This window comes from Bradyrhizobium sp. 33ap4 (genome assembly GCF_032654765.1).
In the GTDB taxonomy this organism is placed as follows: domain Bacteria; phylum Pseudomonadota; class Alphaproteobacteria; order Rhizobiales; family Xanthobacteraceae; genus Bradyrhizobium; species Bradyrhizobium australafricanum.
This window is the reverse complement of sequence record NZ_JAUMTJ010000002.1, coordinates 214,392-232,288: the sequence shown is the minus strand read 5'-3', so window position 1 is coordinate 232,288 and position 17,897 is coordinate 214,392. Positions and strand designations below refer to the sequence as shown.

At 64.8% G+C, this 17,897-nt stretch carries 18 protein-coding genes; 8 read left to right on the top strand and 10 right to left on the bottom strand.

The window, feature by feature from the left end:
• Positions 1 to 5 precede the first annotated feature (5 nt).
• Complete coding sequence (locus tag Q2M23_RS02690) at positions 6 to 1,532, top strand: amidohydrolase family protein (RefSeq protein WP_316394083.1); 1,527 nt, start codon at positions 6 to 8, stop codon at positions 1,530 to 1,532.
• A gap of 132 nt (positions 1,533 to 1,664) precedes the next feature.
• Here Q2M23_RS02690 and Q2M23_RS02685 read toward each other — a convergent pair whose 3' ends face one another.
• Both Q2M23_RS02685 and Q2M23_RS02680 read right to left on the bottom strand, forming a co-directional pair.
• Complete coding sequence (locus Q2M23_RS02685) at positions 1,665 to 2,402, bottom strand: enoyl-CoA hydratase/isomerase family protein (protein ID WP_253589281.1); 738 nt, start codon at positions 2,400 to 2,402, stop codon at positions 1,665 to 1,667.
• 130 nt (positions 2,403 to 2,532) lie between these two features.
• Positions 2,533 to 3,051 (bottom strand): cupin domain-containing protein, encoded by a 519-nt coding sequence (locus Q2M23_RS02680; RefSeq protein WP_028338582.1) that lies wholly within the window; start codon positions 3,049 to 3,051, stop codon positions 2,533 to 2,535.
• 146 nt (positions 3,052 to 3,197) lie between these two features.
• Between Q2M23_RS02680 and Q2M23_RS02675 the strand changes: the two genes are divergently transcribed.
• Positions 3,198 to 3,401 carry a CsbD family protein gene (locus Q2M23_RS02675; protein WP_057016940.1) on the top strand — a complete coding sequence of 68 codons (204 nt, stop codon included), beginning with the start codon at positions 3,198 to 3,200 and terminating at the stop codon, positions 3,399 to 3,401.
• A 57-nt stretch (positions 3,402 to 3,458) separates the two neighbouring features.
• Here the strand turns inward: Q2M23_RS02675 and Q2M23_RS02670 are convergent, their stop codons facing one another.
• The 3 genes from Q2M23_RS02670 to ggt form a co-directional block, all read right to left on the bottom strand.
• Positions 3,459 to 4,466 (bottom strand): D-2-hydroxyacid dehydrogenase family protein, encoded by a 1,008-nt coding sequence (locus tag Q2M23_RS02670; protein ID WP_316394080.1) that lies wholly within the window; start codon positions 4,464 to 4,466, stop codon positions 3,459 to 3,461.
• Positions 4,467 to 4,512: 46 nt separating this feature from the next.
• Complete coding sequence (locus Q2M23_RS02665; protein ID WP_143270760.1) at positions 4,513 to 4,971, bottom strand: FKBP-type peptidyl-prolyl cis-trans isomerase; 459 nt, start codon at positions 4,969 to 4,971, stop codon at positions 4,513 to 4,515.
• A 261-nt stretch (positions 4,972 to 5,232) separates the two neighbouring features.
• Positions 5,233 to 6,819: a gamma-glutamyltransferase gene (gene ggt, locus Q2M23_RS02660; protein ID WP_316394078.1), complete on the bottom strand. Its 1,587-nt coding sequence runs from the start codon at positions 6,817 to 6,819 to the stop codon at positions 5,233 to 5,235.
• Between the two features lie 181 nt (positions 6,820 to 7,000).
• Here ggt and Q2M23_RS02655 point away from each other — a divergent pair, with 181 nt between their 5' ends.
• Together Q2M23_RS02655 and Q2M23_RS02650 are read left to right on the top strand one after the other, a co-directional pair.
• Complete coding sequence (locus Q2M23_RS02655) at positions 7,001 to 7,792, top strand: rhodanese-related sulfurtransferase (RefSeq protein WP_316394077.1); 792 nt, start codon at positions 7,001 to 7,003, stop codon at positions 7,790 to 7,792.
• Positions 7,785 to 8,000, top strand: coding sequence for a SlyX family protein (locus Q2M23_RS02650; protein ID WP_028333247.1), 216 nt, complete (start codon positions 7,785 to 7,787; stop codon positions 7,998 to 8,000). The genes Q2M23_RS02655 and Q2M23_RS02650 overlap by 8 nt, the downstream gene beginning before the upstream one ends.
• A gap of 29 nt (positions 8,001 to 8,029) precedes the next feature.
• On the opposite strand, the gene Q2M23_RS02645 is transcribed toward Q2M23_RS02650, so the two are convergent.
• Entirely contained in the window at positions 8,030 to 8,917 is an 888-nt protein-coding gene (locus tag Q2M23_RS02645) for a LysR family transcriptional regulator (RefSeq protein ID WP_229189553.1), read from the bottom strand.
• Positions 8,918 to 9,298: 381 nt separating this feature from the next.
• Here Q2M23_RS02645 and Q2M23_RS02640 point away from each other — a divergent pair, with 381 nt between their 5' ends.
• The 3 genes from Q2M23_RS02640 to Q2M23_RS02630 all read left to right on the top strand — a co-directional run bounded on the left by Q2M23_RS02640 (position 9,299) and on the right by Q2M23_RS02630 (position 11,824).
• Complete coding sequence (locus Q2M23_RS02640; RefSeq protein ID WP_057016934.1) at positions 9,299 to 9,712, top strand: TadE/TadG family type IV pilus assembly protein; 414 nt, start codon at positions 9,299 to 9,301, stop codon at positions 9,710 to 9,712.
• Position 9,713: 1 nt separating this feature from the next.
• The gene (locus Q2M23_RS02635) at positions 9,714 to 11,384 is read left to right on the top strand and encodes a pilus assembly protein TadG-related protein (RefSeq protein ID WP_316394076.1); all 1,671 of its coding nucleotides are present in this window, start codon (positions 9,714 to 9,716) and stop codon (positions 11,382 to 11,384) included.
• Positions 11,385 to 11,536: 152 nt separating this feature from the next.
• Complete coding sequence (locus Q2M23_RS02630) at positions 11,537 to 11,824, top strand: PilZ domain-containing protein (protein ID WP_229189556.1); 288 nt, start codon at positions 11,537 to 11,539, stop codon at positions 11,822 to 11,824.
• Positions 11,825 to 11,947: 123 nt separating this feature from the next.
• Here Q2M23_RS02630 and Q2M23_RS02625 read toward each other — a convergent pair whose 3' ends face one another.
• Positions 11,948 to 12,133, bottom strand: coding sequence for a hypothetical protein (locus tag Q2M23_RS02625; RefSeq protein WP_028333252.1), 186 nt, complete (start codon positions 12,131 to 12,133; stop codon positions 11,948 to 11,950).
• A 121-nt stretch (positions 12,134 to 12,254) separates the two neighbouring features.
• Here Q2M23_RS02625 and hemE point away from each other — a divergent pair, with 121 nt between their 5' ends.
• On the top strand, positions 12,255 to 13,301 hold the full coding sequence (hemE, locus tag Q2M23_RS02620; protein WP_057016932.1) for a uroporphyrinogen decarboxylase: 1,047 nt from the start codon (positions 12,255 to 12,257) through the stop codon (positions 13,299 to 13,301).
• Positions 13,302 to 13,481: 180 nt separating this feature from the next.
• Here the strand turns inward: hemE and Q2M23_RS02615 are convergent, their stop codons facing one another.
• The 3 genes from Q2M23_RS02615 to Q2M23_RS02605 are packed head-to-tail and all read right to left on the bottom strand — an operon-like array spanning position 13,482 to position 17,741.
• On the bottom strand, positions 13,482 to 15,095 hold the full coding sequence (locus Q2M23_RS02615; protein WP_316394073.1) for a choline dehydrogenase: 1,614 nt from the start codon (positions 15,093 to 15,095) through the stop codon (positions 13,482 to 13,484).
• Between the two features lie 59 nt (positions 15,096 to 15,154).
• Positions 15,155 to 16,744 carry a bifunctional 3-(3-hydroxy-phenyl)propionate/3-hydroxycinnamic acid hydroxylase gene (locus tag Q2M23_RS02610; protein ID WP_316394072.1) on the bottom strand — a complete coding sequence of 530 codons (1,590 nt, stop codon included), beginning with the start codon at positions 16,742 to 16,744 and terminating at the stop codon, positions 15,155 to 15,157.
• A 1-nt stretch (position 16,745) separates the two neighbouring features.
• Positions 16,746 to 17,741: a VOC family protein gene (locus tag Q2M23_RS02605; protein WP_316394070.1), complete on the bottom strand. Its 996-nt coding sequence runs from the start codon at positions 17,739 to 17,741 to the stop codon at positions 16,746 to 16,748.
• Positions 17,742 to 17,897 lie beyond the last annotated feature (156 nt).

Below are 17,897 nucleotides of genomic sequence, written 5' to 3'. Positions count from 1 at the left end.
GAAGAATGAGCAGCAATCTCACCGACGATGAACTTGCCGCCTTGATGCCCTCCGAACTGTGCCAGCACCAGACGCCGATCCCGACCCAGATCGTCTCCAGCGACGAATTCTATCCCGACCCGCAGAATGAACGGCAGCGCGAGGTCGAGGCGCGGCTGGTCGCGATGGCCGACGATCTCGGCGGCAAGCAGGGCCTCGACCGCCGCAGATTCTTCCAGACCGCGGCCGGCATGGCCGCCTCCTTCGTCGCGATGAACCAGGTCTACGGGGAGCTGTTCGCCGTGACGCCGGCGGAGGCCGCGACACCCGCAATGGCGCAGGAGCGCGCCAACTCCCTCAAAGACCAGTTCATCATGGACATGCACACGCATTTCCTGCGCGACGACACCCGCATCATGGGTTTTGTGGAAATGCGCAAGGCGGTCGGCAAGGCCGGCTGGAACAAGGAGCTCAACGATCACGAGCAGACCATCGAGGATCTCAAGTTCAACAACTACAAGAAGGAGATGTTTCTCGATTCCGACACCAAGATCGCGCTGATCTCCTCGGCGCCGTCGGATATCGAGCAGGACTGGTTCCTGACCAACGAGCAGATGGCCGACGCGCGCAAGAAAATGAACGACGAGGCCGGCTCGCGGCGCGTGTTCTGCCACGCCATCTTCACGCCCGGGCAGCCCGGCTGGCTCGACAAGCTCGACGCCGCATTGGCGCTGAAGCCGGAATCCTGCAAGGGCTACACGATCGGCGACAACACCCACAAGGAGATCAGCCGCTACCCCTGGCGGCTGGACGACGAGAAAGTCGCCTACAAGGGTTATGAGAAGATGGTGAAGGCGGGCATCAAGAACGTCTGCGTCCACAAGGGACTGTTTCCGCCCGGGATCGAGAAGCAGTATCCGAATCTGCGCGGCTTCGCCGACGTTGCCGATGTCGGAAAGGCCGCCAAGGACTGGCCGCAGCTCAACTTCATCATCTACCACTCGGCCTATCGCCATGTCGGCGGCGATCCGAAGGTCGCGCTCGCCGAGTTCGAGCGCACCGGCCGCATCGCCTGGACCTCGGATCTCGCCGACATCCCGGCGCAGTATGGCGTCGACAATGTCTATGGCGACGTCGGGCAATTGTTCGCGACCACGCTGGTCGCCGAGCCCAATGTCTGCGCCGCGCTGATGGGTACCTTGATCAAGGGGCTCGGCGTCGACCACATCTGCTGGGGTACCGATGCGCTGTGGACCGGCGCGCCGCAATGGCAGATCGAGGGCCTGCGGCGGCTGGAGATCCCCGAGATGATGCAGAAGAAGTTCGGCTATGCACCGCTCGGCCCCGCCGACGGGCCGGTCAAGACGGCGATCTTCGGCGACAACAACGCCCGGCTCTACAACATCCAGCCGAAGCGCGCGATGCTCGACCTCAAGGGCGATCGATTTGCGATGATGAAGGCGCAGTATGAGAAGGCTGGCGTAGAGCCGTCGAACACGCGTTACGGCTATGTGGTGCCGAACGGTGTGATCGATCACCGGGTGTTTGCGTAGGGGTTAGGCCCCGTCATTGCGAGCGCAGCGAAGCAATCCATATCTCCGCTCAGGGACAGATGGATTGCTTCGTCGCTTCAGCGCAAAATTGCTTGCAATTTTGTCGCGAGCTCCTCGCAATGACGGAGAAGGTCATCGTCCCGTAAATCTCGGCTTGCGCTTCTCGCTGAACGCCCTGGCGCCTTCCTTGAGGTCGTCGCTGTCCTTGATGGCGTCGAGTTGCCGGCGCACCTCGGCGACCGTCTCCAGCGGCCCCTTCGGCATCGCGTCACGCGCGAGCTTCTTGAGCGCCTGCACCACCAGCGGCGCGTTGCCCGCGATCTTGGCCGCCAGCTCCTGCGCCGCCGCAAGGTGCTGCCCCGGTGGCGTGATGCGGTTGACGAAGCCGATCTGGTAGGCCCGCTCGGCCGACAGCTCCTCGCCGACGAGCAGGAACTCCATCGCGATCTTGTGCGGCATGCGGGCCAGCACCGAGGAGACGCCGCCGCCGGTGGTGCCGATCTTGGCTTCCGGATAGACGAACCGCGTCGTCTCCGAGGCGACGCAGATGTCGGCCATCTGCACCAGAACGAAGCCGCCGCCCACCACCCAGCCCGACGTCGCCGCGATCACTGGCTTGTCGAGCTCGACACCGAGCCCGGGCACCGCCTGCCACATATTGGCGGGAAAATCCCTGACGTCGGCGCCGACGCAGAAGTACTTCTCCTCGGCCGACGCCAGCACCGCGACGCGGTCATCGCTGTCGCGAAAGCGCCGCCAGGCTTGCTGCAACTCGTCGCACAGCGCGTTGTTGAGCGCGTTGTGCGAGGAGACGCGGTCCATCGTGATGGTCGCGACGTGGTCGGCGCTCTCGTAACGCACGAGCGTCATGCTGGCCTCCCTGGTATCTCAGCCCTTCCCGGGATGTCGTTCCGGGGCGCGCATAGCGCGAACCCGGAACCTCGAGATTCCGGGTTCTCGCTTCGCGAGCCCCGGAATGACAGCATAGCGGCGCCGCGCGCTATTTCTTCTCGTCGGGATGGCGGTGCACCGGGTCGACCCACAGCACGGTCTCCGGCTTCTCGATCGGCTCGATGTCGAGATTGATCGCAACCGCCTCGCCGTCGGAGCGCACCAGCACGCATTCCAGCACCTCGTCGCGGCTGGCATTGATCTCCTGATGCGGCACGTAGGGCGGCACGAAGATGAAATCGCCGGGGCCGGCCTCGGCGGTGAACTGCAGCTTCTCGCCCCAGCGCATCCGCGCCTTGCCCTTGACGACATAGATGATGCTTTCGAGATGGCCGTGATGATGCGCGCCGGTCTTGGCATCCGGCTTGATGCTGACGGTGCCTGCCCACAATTTCTGCGCCCCGACCCGGGCAAAATTGATCGCGGCCTTGCGGTCCATGCCGGCGGTCGACGGCACATTCGGATCGAGCTGGTTGCCGGGAATCACGCGGACGCCGTCGTGCTTCCAGCGCTCGTCGTCGTGATGGTGATGGTCGTGGGAATGGGTGTGATCGTGGGAACCGCTCATCATTCTTGCTTTCGTTGGCCTGATTTCGTGCGTGGAACGCTAGCGAAAAGCAGCCGCGCAGGCGAGCGGAAAATCGGAACCTCGCCGAATCGGAACATCGCCATGTTCCGGCGCGTTACCTCAGCGTATTCCGAAGGAGTAATTTCATGGGTAGCGCGACCGATAGGATCAAGGGCACGGCCAACGAGGCGATCGGCAGGTTCAAGCGGCGTCTTGGCAAGGTCACCGGCTCTCCGGCGATGCAGGGCCGAGGCGCGATCCTGGAAGCCAAGGGCAAGGGACAGAAGGCACTCGGCGGCATCAAGAGGATTGTCGGCAGGGTGACCTCAGCGGCTCACTGGCCTCGCTGAACGAGAGATGACACGGCCGCCCCATCAGGCCGGCCGATCGAGCATGAACGACGCTGCTCAGCCGCGCGGGCGCGGATGTGCCAGCACATCCGGATGTGCCAGAACATCCGGGTTCACGACATTGGTCGGCGTGCCGGCCGCGTAGGCCAATATCTGGTCGAAGATGTCGGTGAACTGGATTTCGTACTCGTCGCGCGAGACGTAGCCGAGATGCGGCGTGCAGACCACATTGTCCATGTTGAGCAGCGGGTCCGCCGTGTCGCGCAGCGGCTCCTTCTCGTAGACGTCGATCGCGGCCATGCCTGGCCGGCCGGCACGCAACGCGTTGACCAGCGCGCCGGGCTCGATCAGCGGCGCGCGGCTGGTGTTGACGATCAGCGCGGTCTGCTTCATCCGCGCGAGGTCTTCCGCCTTGACGATGCCGCGCGTCGCGTCGACCAGCCGCATATGCAGCGACAGCACGTCGCAGCGGGCGAAGAAATCCGCCTTGCTGGCTGATGTCTCATAGCCGTCGGCACGCGCCTTCGCCATCGCCGGCTCGCGCGCCCAGACCAGCACGTTCATGCCGAACGCCTTGCCATAGCCCGCGACCACGGCGCCGATGCGACCATAGCCATAGATGCCGAGCGTCTTGCCGCGCAGCGTATGGCCAACGCCGATCTGCCACTTGCCGGCCTTGAGCGCCGCCATCTGTTGCGGGATCGCGCGCATCGCCGCAAGGATGATGCCCCAGGTGAACTCGGCGGTGGCGTAGGACGGCGTATCGGCATGCTGGCTCGACGACACGATGATGCCAAGCCGCGTGCAGGTGTCGATGTCGATATGCGGATAGACGCTGCGCTGGCTGATCAGCTTCAGCTTCGGCAGACGTTCGAGCAGCGGCGTGCGGATCTGGGTTCGCTCGCGGATCAGGACCAGCGCTTCGGTATCGCGCAGCCGTTCGGCGAGCGCATCGACGTCCTGGACATGATCGTTCCAGATCTTGACGTCATACCCGTCGAGCTTGCGGTAGCAATCGAGGGTGCGCAGCGTGTCGAAATAATCGTCGAGGATCGAAATCTTCATCGCTGCGCCCCTGTTGCTGTGGGCCGGTTACTTGACGCCCATCGGCTTATTTGACGCCAAGCAGTTCGACGTCGAACAACAGCGTGGCGTTCGGCGGGATCACGCCGCCGGCGCCGCGCGCGCCGTAGCCGAGGTTCGGCGGGATGATCAGGGTGCGCTTGCCGCCGACCTTCATGGTGGCGACGCCCTCGTCCCAGCCCTTGATCACGTGACCCTGGCCGATCGGAAACTCGAACGGCTCGTTGCGATCGACGGAGGAGTCGAATTTCTTGCCCTTCTGGCCGTTCTCGTAGAGCCAGCCGGTATAGTGCATGACGCAGGTCTGGCCGGTCTTCGGCGAGGCGCCGGTGCCGACCTTGCTGTCGATGATCTGGAGGCCTGAAGCTGTGGTCATGGGCTTTCCTGCAGTTTGGGCCGTTGCCGTCCCGCTGACAACGGACGTGGAGACTGCCGCCGCAAGGCCGGCGAATGCAGTCTTGATGATCGTGCGTCGGGAAGATCGCATCTTGCACCTCTCGTGAAGGACGGCCGTCTCTAGCCCAGTGCGGGTCGAATCCCTAGCCATTTTTCAGTGACCGGCCGTGCCGACGTCGCGGTCCAGCGCAAAATCGCCGAGCAATGGCGACGACGCGCTCGCGATGAGATCACCGATCAGTTGCGCCGCCAGATACGAGTAGGTGATGCCGGTGACGGGCTTCCGTCGGGCAGGACTAGCACCCCCCGCGACAACACCTTGTTTCCGCCGGCCCCTGATCGGCCGCGACAATCAGTAGCCGAGCGCGCAGCCGTCCTTGCGCGGATCGGAGCCGCCGGTCAGCGTCCCCTTGTCCCAATCGATCCAGATGCCCTGCCCGCCGCCGAGCGGCGCGACCACGCTGGTGGTCTTGTGACCGATCTTCTTCAGGCCTTCGACGATCTCCGCCGGCACAGAGTCCTCGAGCTGGTAGACGCCTTCGTAGTGCAGGCCGCGCGGCATATCGATGGCTTCCTGGATGTCGCAGCCATAGTCGAGCATGTTGGTCAGCACACGGGTCTGGCCGACCGGCTGGTACTGCCCGCCCATCACGCCGTACGGCATCAGCGCGCGGCCGTTCCTGGTGACCAGCGCCGGGATGATGGTGTGCAGCGGACGCTTGCCCGGTGCGATGCAATTCGGATGTCCGGGCTGGACGCGGAAGCCGCCGGCGCGGTTCTGCAGCAGGACGCCGGTCTTGTTGGAGACGATCGCCGAGCCGAACGAATGCGCGATCGAATTGATGAACGAGCAGACGTTGCGATCCTTGTCGACCACCGTGATGTAGACCGTCGACGGATTCATCGGCGGCGCGACGTTCGGCAGTTCGAGCAGCCGGTCCATCCGGATGTTCTTGATGTGCTCTTCGGCGAATTCCCTGGCGAGGATGCCGGCAACGTCGACATGCACGTGCTGGGGATCGCCGATATGCTGCTCGCGCATCATGTAGGCGATGCGTGCCGCCTCGGCCTCGAGATGGAAGCGCTCGATGCTGAGCGGCTTGAACTTGGTCAGGTCGAAGCGCGACAGGATGTTGAGCATGACCAGCATGGTGATGCCGGGGCCGTTCGGCGGGCACTGCCAGACGTCGTAGCCCTTGTACATCGTGCCGATCGGCGAGGTCGCCTCGGTCGAGTGCGCGGCGAAGTCCTCGAGCGTGTGCAGGCCGCCGATGCCGCGCAGCGTGTCGACCATGTCGGCGGCGATCTCGCCGCTATAGAAGGCGTCGCGGCCCTTTTGCGCGATCGCGCGCAGCGTCTTGCCGAGCTCGGGCTGGCGGATCACGTCGCCGGCAACCGCGGGCCTGCCGTGCGGCAACAGATAGCGCTCGGTGTTGGTGCCGTTCTTCAGCTTCTCGAAGCCGTTCTTCCAGTCGAAGGCGATGCGCGGCGCGACCACGTAGCCCTCTTCGGCGGCCTTGATCGCGGGCTGCAGCAGCCGGTCGAAGCCGAACTTGCCGTGGTCCTTCAGGATCACGTCCCAGGCATCGACCGCGCCGGGAATGCTGACCGCATGTGCCGAGGTCAGCGGCACCGAATGGATCTTGCGCTCGAGATACCAGTCGGCGGTCGCCGCCATCGGCGCCCGGCCGCTGCCGTTATAGGCGGTGATCTTGCCTTCCCCCCTCGGCTGGATCAGCGCGAAGCAGTCGCCGCCGATGCCGGTCGATTGCGGCTCGATGACGCCGAGCAGCGCGCAGGCTGCAACCGCCGCGTCGGCGGCCGTGCCGCCCTCGCGCATCACCTCGATGGCCGCGAGCGCCGCTTCCGGATGCGACGTCGCCACCATCGCGTTCTGGGCGTGGACCGTGGAACGGCCGGCGAAATGGAAATTCCTCATAACGGAGTGCTCGCTTGATCGTGATGGTCTGATGCGGCTGCGGCGGATGATGCCAAGGGAGTACAAAGTACATGGCACACTCATCCCCGGCTGAGCAATGCCTGGCATGCCAGGGGAATTATCCCGACAATGCATGGCTTTGCGGGTTTCGCCGGCCTGGCCGGCCTGATAAACCCCGGCGATGCCCTTCAAGGTCGCCGCCTTCTACCAGTTCGCCGCGCTGCCGGACTTCCGCGCGCTGCGCGAGCCGCTGCGCGCGTTCTGCGCCGCGCTCGATCTCAAGGGCAGCGTGCTGCTCGCCCATGAGGGCATCAACGGCACCATTGCCGGCACCGACCAAGGCATCGATGACTTCGTTGCGGAGCTCAGGCACGGAGCGCTGTTCGGCGGCCGCCTCGACAATCTCGAGCTGAAGTTCTCCGAAGCGGCGCAGATGCCATTCCAGCGGCTCAAGGTGCGGCTGAAAAAGGAGATCGTCACGCTCGGCGACACCACGGTCGATCCGACGCGGCAGGTCGGCACCTATGTCGATGCCGCCGACTGGAACGAGCTGATCGCCGCGCCTGACATCATGGTGCTCGATACCCGCAACGCGTTCGAGGTCGCGATGGGCACGTTCGAAGGCGCGGTGGATCCCAGGATCGCGAGCTTTGGACAATTCAAGGAATTTGCGGCGCGGCACCTCGATCCGGCCAAGCACCGCAGGATTGCGATGTTCTGCACCGGCGGCATCCGCTGCGAGAAGGCCAGCGCCTATCTGCTCGCGCAAGGTTTTGCCGAGGTCTATCACCTCAAGGGCGGCATTCTGAAATATCTCGAGGAAACCCCGCAGCTGGACAGCCGCTGGCGCGGCGACTGTTTTGTGTTCGACGAGCGTGTCGCGCTCGGCCACGGCCTGCGCGAGCGTGCGGGTGCGCGTTCGAGCGACGCGGAGCGCGAGAGTACCCCCTGCGAGGCTGCCGTCCATGAATGACACGGCCAAGCTGAGCGAGCGGATCGATGCGCTGGAGGTTCGCCTGACCTATCAGGACGAGGCCATCGAGACGCTGAACCAGACCATCACGGCACAATGGAAGCAGATCGACGCGCTGACGCGCCAGATCGCCGAGTTGCGCGACCGGCTTCAGGAGGCCGAACGCCAGGCGCCCGGCCCCGCCAACGAACGCCCACCGCACTATTGATCGGTGCCGCCGGACCGCGGCAGCACCAGCTACATGTTGCTCACCTGACGCATCGGCTTCGCGCCGCTGAAGAACAGGCTGGACAACCGCTGCACCATCGCCGTGGCGCGGCTGCCTTCGAGACCAGGGCGAACGCACAGCAGGCGCTTCTGCAACGGAAGCTCCGGAAGATAATAGTCCTTCGCCGAGATCAGCGAGGACGGGATCATCCGCTCGGGGCACGCCGTCAGGCCGTACCCGGCCCGGGCGGCTTCCAGTCGCAGCTGGTGGTTCGGGCTCCTGAACACGATCTTGTACGTGATGTTGTGCTTGGTGAGCGTCCGGATCATCCAGTCGTCACCAGGCCAGGCCAGGATCGGGATCGGGGCGCCCGGCCGCAGCACAAAATCGCGCGATCGCACCCACACCGACCGCTCCTCGGCTTCGGCGGCGATCGTCACCTCGTCTTCGTTCTCCTGCGAAGGGTTGCTGTAGACGAACGCGATGTCGATGTAGCCGTCGATCACCCCCCTGATGACGGCCGGTGACATGTCGGCGTGCAGCAGAACGTCGGCGAGTGCATCGGAGGGATGCAGCTTCAGGAATTCCTCCGCGAGCATCGTGCTGATTCCCAGCCGCAACGGCTGGGGTCCTTCATGATTGCCGCCGAGCCGAAGCAGTTGATCGTTGGCTTCGAGGATGCGCCTCGCCTGCTGCACGGCGACCTTGCCGAGCTCGGTGGTCGTGGTGCCGTTTGCGGTTCTGACGAAGAGTGCGCCACCAATCAGGCTTTGCAGGCGCTTGACCTGCGAACTGATCGCCGGCTGGCTGAGGCCGAGACGCTCCCCGGCTTTCGACAGGCTGCCTGTCTCCGCGATCGCAACGACGGTACGAACGATTTCAGTAGGAATATTCAAATGCTGACGCGGTCTATGCATCGCGAGCCCTCCAGTCTCAGCACGGGACGCAATTCCAATCTCCACAGTATGCCATTAGGCTATACTAACATTTGGTTGCACTTTCGTTTAGCCACAATTACCCGCCAAGGCACTGATATTGCAGGTCATATGTATTGTTACGTGCATTGCTCCGCATATCACGGTATCCAACAACTACATCTCCACACGCTGCAGCACCTCAACCGCACCACACCCCGGGTTTTTGCGGGTATCGCATCAAATATTCTGATCGCCCCATAATGCTTCACTGACCCGATAAGTCTGAATTGCGGCCGCTGATTCGTGAAAGCGTTTTCATAGTTTTCCTTAATCAAAGCCTCGCAACGTGACGTCGTCGTTGGAGTTTCGAGGTGTGTTGCAATGACCAGTTTTTTTCGCTGCCGAAGCGGTGCGTCCGCCGTCGAATTCGCGCTGATGCTGCCGCTGTTTCTTGCCTTCATTTTCGGCATCATCGTCTTCGGCTCGTATCTCGCCATGGTGCATGGCGTTCAGCAACTCGCCGCCGAAGCGGCGCGGTCATCCATCGCGGGAATGACCGACACCGAACGCAACAGCCTCGCGACGAGCTATGTCACCGCCAACGCGTCGACCTATCCATTGCTCGTTCCCGGCAATCTCACGGTCAATGCCGCGCCGTCTCCATCGAATGCCAACGTCTACGTCGTGACGGTCAACTACAACGCGGCCGGCAACTTCATCTACAAGCTGCCCTTCGTCCCCGCCCCGGCGAGCACCATCGTCCGCTCCGCGGCGATTCAGTACGGGGGATTCTAGGATGAGAGGCGTCCTCATGCTGATGCGGCGCTTCGGCGCCGACGAACGAGGAAACTTCGCGATGATCAGCGCCGGCCTGATGACGCTCCTGATCGGGTGCGCCGGGCTCGCCATCGATCTCGGCACGATCTTCGCCGACCGGCGCAAGACGCAGAGCACCGCCGATCTCGCCGCGATCGTCGCCGCCGCCAACCTGAACAATCCGGTCAACGCCGCCACCGCGACGGTTACGCAGAACAAGTACCCGGCCAGTGCGCTGGTCAAGGTCGAGACAGGAACCTACACCGCAAACAGCGCCATCGCGCCGCAGGCCCGTTTCGTGACCCCGGCGGTCGGCACTCCCAACGCCGCGCGGGTCACGCTGAACACCCAGACCCCGCTCTACTTCGCGCGCTACCTGACCGGCGCGAGCAGTTTCACCATCAAGACGACCGCCACCGCGACATCGACCGAAATGGCCTCGTTCGCGATCGGGTCGAGGCTGCTCTCGGTCAACGGCGGCGCGCTCAATGCGCTGCTCGGCTCGATGCTCGGCACCACGCTGTCGCTCTCGGTGATGGACTACAACGCGCTGATCAGCGCCAAGATCGACGCCCTGGACTTCCTGTCGGCACTGGCGACCCGGGTCAACCTGACCGGCGTCACCTATAGCGACCTGCTGAGCAGCAACATCAAGGTCGGCGACATCGTCGCGTCGGCGCTGACCACCCAGCAGATCACCAACGGCGCCAACGCGGCGACCACCGCGCTGTCGACGATCTCCCAGGCCGTCACCGGCTCCACCACCAAGATTTCGCCGGGCACGCTGGTCGACCTCGGTCCCTTCGCCAATCTCACGGTGGGGCAGAAACCCAAGGTCGGCGCCAGCGTTTCGGTGTTCGACCTGATTTCCACGGTGGCCCAGATCGCCAACGGCAACCATCAGATCGCGACCTCGATCAATCTCGGCCTGCCCGGCATCGCCAACGTCTCCGTGATCGCAACGATCGGCGAGCGACCGGTCGGCTCGAGCTGGATCGCGATCGGCACCCAGGGTGTGAGCGTCCACACCGCGCAGACCAGGATCCTGGCGACGATCAATGTGCTCGGCTCCGGCACCGTGTCTGCGATCAATCTCCCGGTCTATGTCGAGGTCGCCTCGGGTACCGCGACACTCAACGCGGTGTCCTGCGGCCACCCCAACATCAACACCTCGCAGGTCACGATCGGCGTGACGCCTGGGATCGTGGATGCATGGATCGGCAACGTCACGATCGCCGACATGACCAACTTCACGACCAAGCCCAATCCGCCGCCGGCGACACTGGTCAACCTTGGTCTCGCCACCGTCACCGGCCTCGCCCATGCCGGCATGGGCAACACCACGCCGACCAATGTCAATTTCAGCTACAGCGACATCCAGGCGGGCACCAAGAAGACGGTGACGACGACCAACTTCCTTTCATCGCTGACAGGAAGTCTGCTCGGCGACCTCTCGCTGACCATCAATCTCGGCCCGCTCGGGCTGCCGATCCCGGGATTGGGGGCGCTCGTCATGAGCATCCTGAACGGCGTGACGAGTTCAGTCGATCAGGTGCTGGCGTCGCTGCTCGCGACGCTCGGCATCGGGCTCGGCCAGGTCGACGTTTGGGTGCTGGGCATCCGCTGCGATGGCGCCGTGCTGGTGAACTAGAGCATGATCCGGAAGAGTACGAAGCGGTTTTCCCTCGCGACAAACGCAAAGCGTTTGCGCGGAGATCATGCTCGAACAAGAAGCGAAAGCGCGACCATCGCGCTTGAGGGGACCGATCGCGACGGGCATCACATCGGGGGTAGGAGACTGCCGTGAGCACAACGATAAGATACAAGACCGACAGCCAACGAACGATCCTGCTGAAGCGCGGGACGATCTTCTTCCGCAACAGCAGTGTCGGATGTCTTGTGCTCAACCTCTCGACCGGCGGCGCGGGGCTCGCCGTGGAAAGCGACGTCGCAATCCCGCTCGCGTTCGACCTCGAGATCGAGAGCGAACCGATCCGGCGGCACTGCATTGTGGCCTGGCGCCTGGAGCGCCGGCTCGGCGTGACCTTCGAATCTGACCGGATGCAGCGCCCCGCAAGCGGCCCCGTCTAGACTGTCCCGGCGATCACGGTATGCGGACGGGCCCGGTGCTCCGGGCCATCGCTCCGCGGCGAATAGTTCGCCGCATGTGGAACTCTCTTGGCATCGTGGTTAGCAGGCGCTGGCATACACCAGCTAATTGTCCCGATTGCCGTCGTGCTTTGAGGGCGCGGGCTGCGTGGCGCTGACCGGATCGGAGGCCGGGAAGGTATCCTCGAGCCCCTCCTTCAGCCGGGTGCGGGCCTTGCGGTCGGCAGCCTGCGCCTCGTGCGGCTTCTCGGCATGCTTGTCGTGCGGGGCAGGATCGAATTTGTCGGCCATGTCGTCCCTCCATTCGGGGGACAACGCGGCCGCGCAAAGGGGGGTTCCAGAACCGCCTTGGCCCACTGCGCTGCAGCGTGTATCAGGGGCGCAAATTTGACCGTGATCAGGAACTATCCGCGTGCCCCAGGATCCCACCAAGAAGCCGCTCATCGACGTGCTATCGGGCCACCGCCAGGCCGTGCCGCCGCTCTGGATGATGCGGCAGGCCGGCCGCTATCTGCCGGAATATCGCGAGCTGCGCGCCAAGGCCGGCGGCTTCCTCGATCTCTGCTTCACGCCCGAATTCGCCGCCGAGGTCACGCTGCAGCCGATCCGCCGGTTCAACTTCGACGCCGCGATCATCTTCTCCGACATCCTGGTAATCCCCTACGCGCTCGGCCGCTCGGTGCGCTTCGAGGCCGGCGAAGGACCGCGGCTCGATCCGCTGGCAACGCCCGGCGAAATCGCGACGTTGGCAACCGATGCCAACTTCGACACGCTCGAGCCGGTTTTTGAAGCACTGCGCCGCGTCCGTCGCGAACTCGCCCCCGAGATCGCACTGATCGGCTTCTGCGGCGCACCGTGGACGGTTGCGACCTACATGGTGGCCGGACAGGGCACGCCGGACCAGGCACCCGCGCGGATGCTTGCCTACCGCCATCCGGATGCGTTCGCCAAGATCATCGACGTGCTGGTCGAGAACTCGATCCACTATCTCGTCGGCCAGTTGAAGGCCGGTGCCGACTGCCTGCAGATCTTCGACACTTGGGCCGGCGTGCTGCCGCCGCGCGAGTTCGCCCGCTGGGCGATCGAGCCGACCCGGCGCATCGTGGCCGGGGTGCGCAAGCAGGTCCCCGATGCCAGGATCATCGGCTTCCCGCGCGGCGCGGCAGGCATGCTGCCGGCCTATATCGAGCAAACCGGCGTCGATGCGGTCTCGATCGATTGGGCCACCGAGCCGTCGATGATCCGCGAGCGCGTGCAAAGCCGCGTCGCGGTGCAGGGCAATCTCGATCCGCTGGCCCTGATCGCCGGCGGCGCCGCGCTCGACCGCGCGGTGGACGATGTGCTGGAGAACTTCGGCAAGGGGCGGATGATCTTCAATCTCGGGCACGGCATCCTCCCCGAGACGCCGATCGCCCATGTCGAGCAGATGGTCGCACGGGTGCGCGCGTATAAGGGCTGACGTCCAGTCGCCCACTCTATCACCGTCACCCCCGCGCAAAGGCTTCGCCTTTGTCGCTGGAGGAGCGCGCTCTTGCGCGCGTCTCGAAGGGTCGACGGCCCGGAGCTTTCCGAGCCGTCAGACCGGGGCCGTGCATCCTTCGAGACGCGCTACGCGCTCCTCAGGATGACGGATGGCGTCCTACCTCGCATCCTCCAGGATCATGTCCGACGCTTTCTCCGCGATCATGATCGTCGGCGCATTGGTGTTGCCCGACATCAGGTCCGGCATGACGGACGCATCGACCACGCGCAGACCTTCGATGCCGCGCACCTTGAGCCGCTGGTCGACCACCGCGAGCGGATCGTTGCCCATCCGGCAGGTCGAGGTCGGATGATAGACCGTGCTTCCGGTGCGCCGGCAGAAATCGAGCAGGTCGTCGTCGCTGACCACCTTGGCGCCGGGATCGACCTCGCCCACTGAATAGGATTTCAGCGCCGGTGCCGCCAGGATCTTGCGCAGGATACGGATGCCGTCGATGAAGGCGCGGCGATCGGTCTCGGTCGCCAGATAGTTGATGCGGATTTCCGGCGGCACGCCCGGGTCCGCGCTCCTGATCTTCAGCGAACCGCGGCTCTCCGGACGCAGCTGGCAGACCGAGGCCGTGAAGCCCGAGAACGGATGCAGCTGCTCGCCCATCTTGTCGGTCGAGAACGGCAGGAAGTGGATCTGGATGTCGGGCGAGGCAAGCCGCGGGCTGGTCTTGAAGAACGCGCCGGAGGTGCCGGCGGCGATCGTCAGCGGCCCCTTGCGCAGCGCGGCGTAGCGGAGGCCCGCCATGACGCGGCGCACGGGATGATTGATGACGTCGTTCAGCGTGACGGTCTGCGTGCAGCGCGTGACGATGCGGACCTGCATGTGGTCCTGCAGGTCGTTGCCGACGCCGGGCGCATCGAGCACGATGTCGATGCCGTGCTGCTTCAACAGATCGGCAGGGCCGACGCCGGAGAGCTGCAACAATTGCGGCGAGTTGTACGCACCGCTCGATACCAGCACCTCCCTGCGCGCCTTGGCCTTGCGCAATTGCCCGTTCTGCTTGTAGGCGACGCCGCTCGCGCGCTTGCCGTCGAACAGGATGCGCTGCGCCAGCGCCGAGGTCTCGACATGAAGATTGCCGCGCGTCAGCGCCGGCCGCAGATAGGACCGCGCCGTCGAGGCGCGCCGGCCGCGCCGCGTCGTGGTCTGGAAGAAGCCCGCGCCCTCCTGGGTCGCGCCGTTGAAATCCGGATTGGTCGGAATCCCGACCTCGGCTGCGGCATGCACGAAGGCCTCCGACAGCGGATCATGATGCCGCCAATCCGACACCGGGAGCGGGCCTCCTGCGCCGTGATATTTGTCGCCGCCGCGCTGCTGATCCTCCGCCTTCCTGAAATAGGGCAGGACGTCGTCATAGCCCCAGCCGGCATTGCCGCGCTGGCGCCAGCGGTCATAGTCCTCGTGCTGGCCGCGCACATAGAGCAGGCCGTTGATCGAGCTGGAGCCGCCGAGCACCTTGCCGCGCGGCTGGAACACCTGCCGCCCGTTGAGGCCGGGCTCCGGCTCGGTCTGGTACATCCAGTTGACGGATTTTTCCTTGAACAGCTTGCCGTAGCCGAGCGGGACATGGATCCAGATGTTGCTGTCCTTCGGTCCGGCCTCGAGCAGCAGCACCGAGCGCTTGCCGTCGGCGCTCAGGCGGTTGGCGAGCACGCAACCGGCCGAGCCGGCGCCGACGATGACGTAATCATACTCCGCCGCATCGTTATTGTTGTTCACTGGTTTCCCCCGGAATTTCTTTCTTCCGGTGGTACAGACAAAGCGGCGGCTTGAAAAGACTAGCGCCCTGCGCTGAGGTTCTGGAGCAGTTGCCCGACAAGCATACTGAGCTCGCCGGCATTGCGCGCGGCGCCGAAGACGTAGCGGTCCGGCCGCACGATGACCGCCGCGGAGTCATGCTGCCGCATCCAGTCCGCGAACAAACTGTCGCGTTCGATCACGGTCAGGATACCGCCTCGATCGGCGCTTTCGCCTGATGTGGCGATGACGACGCGCTCGCCCGACAGACGCCGCCAGGCGGCAGCGGACGCATCCGACAGCCACACCATCGGCTCCGCCGCCGTCGTCACGATCGCGAATTCCAGCTGCAGCAGATCGTCGAGCCGGCACGTCCGCCCATCCGGCGCGCGCACATGCGGCTGCACGAACAGCCGCCCGGCAAGCGCGGCATCGCGCGCGATCAGGCCGGAGACGAGATCGGGGATGAATTTCTGCCTGATGGTTTCGGCCTTGCCGGCCTTCAGGTCGGCGCGCAGCCGCATGTCGCGTTCGACGGCGGCCACCGGATCGAGCTCGCCGATGATCTTGCCGAACTCCTTAGCGCTGGCTACGACGGCGCGGACATGCGGCTTGCGCTCGATCTCGTAACTGTCGAGCAGCGCATTGCCGGCGTCGCCACGAAGAACCAGCCGCAACTTCCAGGCCAGGTTCACCGCATCGCGGATACCGGCGCACAGCCCTTGCCCGAGGAACGGCGGCGTCTGGTGCACGGCATCGCCCATCAGCAGCACGCGGCGGTCGCGCCAGCGCCGGCCGAGCAGCGCGTGAAAGCGATAGACCGCCGAGCGCCAGATCGTGAGGTCGGAGATATCGGTGAAACCCTTGAGCAGCTTCACGACGTTGTCGGGCGCGCCGGCCGCCTCGGGGTCCTCGCCGGGCAGCAACTTGATCTCCCAGCGCCGCAAATTGCGCGGGCCCGGCACGAAGGTGCCGGGACGCGACGGCCAGCAATACTGAAAGCTCCTGGCCGGCCGCCTGGCGGGATCGCTGGTCAGCGTGTCCACCACCATCCACCATTCATCGAAGGCGAGGTCGTCGAGGCCGATGCCGAGCTGCTTGCGGACGAAGCTGTTGGCGCCGTCGCAGCCGACCAGATAGCGCGCGCGGATCAGGAACTCCTCGCCGGACTCGCGGCGCGCCGTCAGCATCACCGCGCCATCGTCCTGCTGCAGCGCCACGCCCGTGGCCGCAAGGAAAATGTCGGCATGCGGATAGTCGGCGAGCTTGTCGCGCAGCGCCTGCTCGACGTCCGGCTGCACGAAGGTCACGTTCGGAATCCAGCCGAGCGGGAACGGCGGCGGCATCGGGTCGAAGATCTTGATGATCTCGCCGTCGACGCCGAGATAGTGCGAGCCGTTATGCGGGGCGATCGCCTGCTCCATGAAATCGCCGAGCCCGATCGCCTGCAGCACGCGCAGCGCCTCGTGGTCGAGCGTGATCGCGCGCGGCTTGTCGTAGATGTCGGCAACGCGCTCGACGATGGCGACCCTCAAGCCGGATTTCGCGAACAGGTTGGCGAAGATGGCACCGACCGGCCCGAGGCCGACGATGGCCACGTCATGGATGGGATTATCGGCTGACAATGACATGCTACTTCGCGAGGTAGCTCTCGAGCGTCAGCGGCTTCGGCTTCACCTCGGGTTCGCGGATCGCGACACCTTCGAACGGCGTCGCCTCCTCGAACCAGGCCTGCCGCGCCGGCAACCCCCACGGGAACGAGATCGTGTGGTCGGACGGATCCCAGCCGACCGGCTCGTTCTCGATGTCCATGATCTGATAGTGGGTGTTGAACAGCTCGACGCGATGCCCGTCGGGATCGCGCATGTAGACATACATCGCGTGTCCCGGCCCATGACGCCCGGGGCCGCGTTCAACCGCCGCGCCATAGCCGAGCTCGCCGGCGACATCGCAGGCGTTGAGCAGATGATGAACTTCGGGCGCGAGAAATGCGAAATGATGCAGCCGCGGTCCGGCGCCGTTGAAGAACACGATGTCGTGCGGATTGCCCTTGCGCTGCAGGAACACGCCGCGCAGGTCGAAGGTATCAGCGGGCGCGATGTATTCGCTGAGCCGGAAGCCTGCCGCGGTGTAGAACTCGCACGCCTTGCGCAGCTCCGGCGTCAGCACCTGGTAGTGATCGAGCCGCAGCGCCGAGCCGCCGGCATGGCGGGTGAATTTGGTGATCATGCGCGACTCGACCGGCATGGTCGCGCAGAACTCCAGCGGCGTGCCGGCCGGATCGGTCGCATGCAGGGTGCGGCTCTGATGCGGCACTTCGGCCCAGGCGGCCCGGCATCCCTGCGCTTCGAAGAAGGCCTGGAGCCGGTCGAGGTCACCGTCCTGAAAGACCCGCAGGCCGAGCCGCGCGCAGGCGGCGCTCTCGCCTTTGCGCAACACAAGGCTGTGATGACAGGCCTCCTCGACGCCGCGGAAATAGAGTGCGCCGCCCTCCTCCGCGGTCAGGATCAGCCCGATCACCTTTTCGTAGAACTGCCGGCTCGCCACGAGATCACGAACGGTCAGGACGACATGGCTGGCTCGCGTGATACGGAACCCGGGATCGTGGTTCGTGATCGGGAGGCTCATGCGCACCTTCTGGTTTTTGCCGTTCGCGGGAACCCGACTCATTGCGAAAAACCCGCGGGGGATCAAGCAGCGCGGCGCGCGGCAAGCTTTGCCGATCCGTGACCTCGCGTCACGCATTTGTATCGATTTGTTAGCAATGCCTGCCGGTGGAACCGA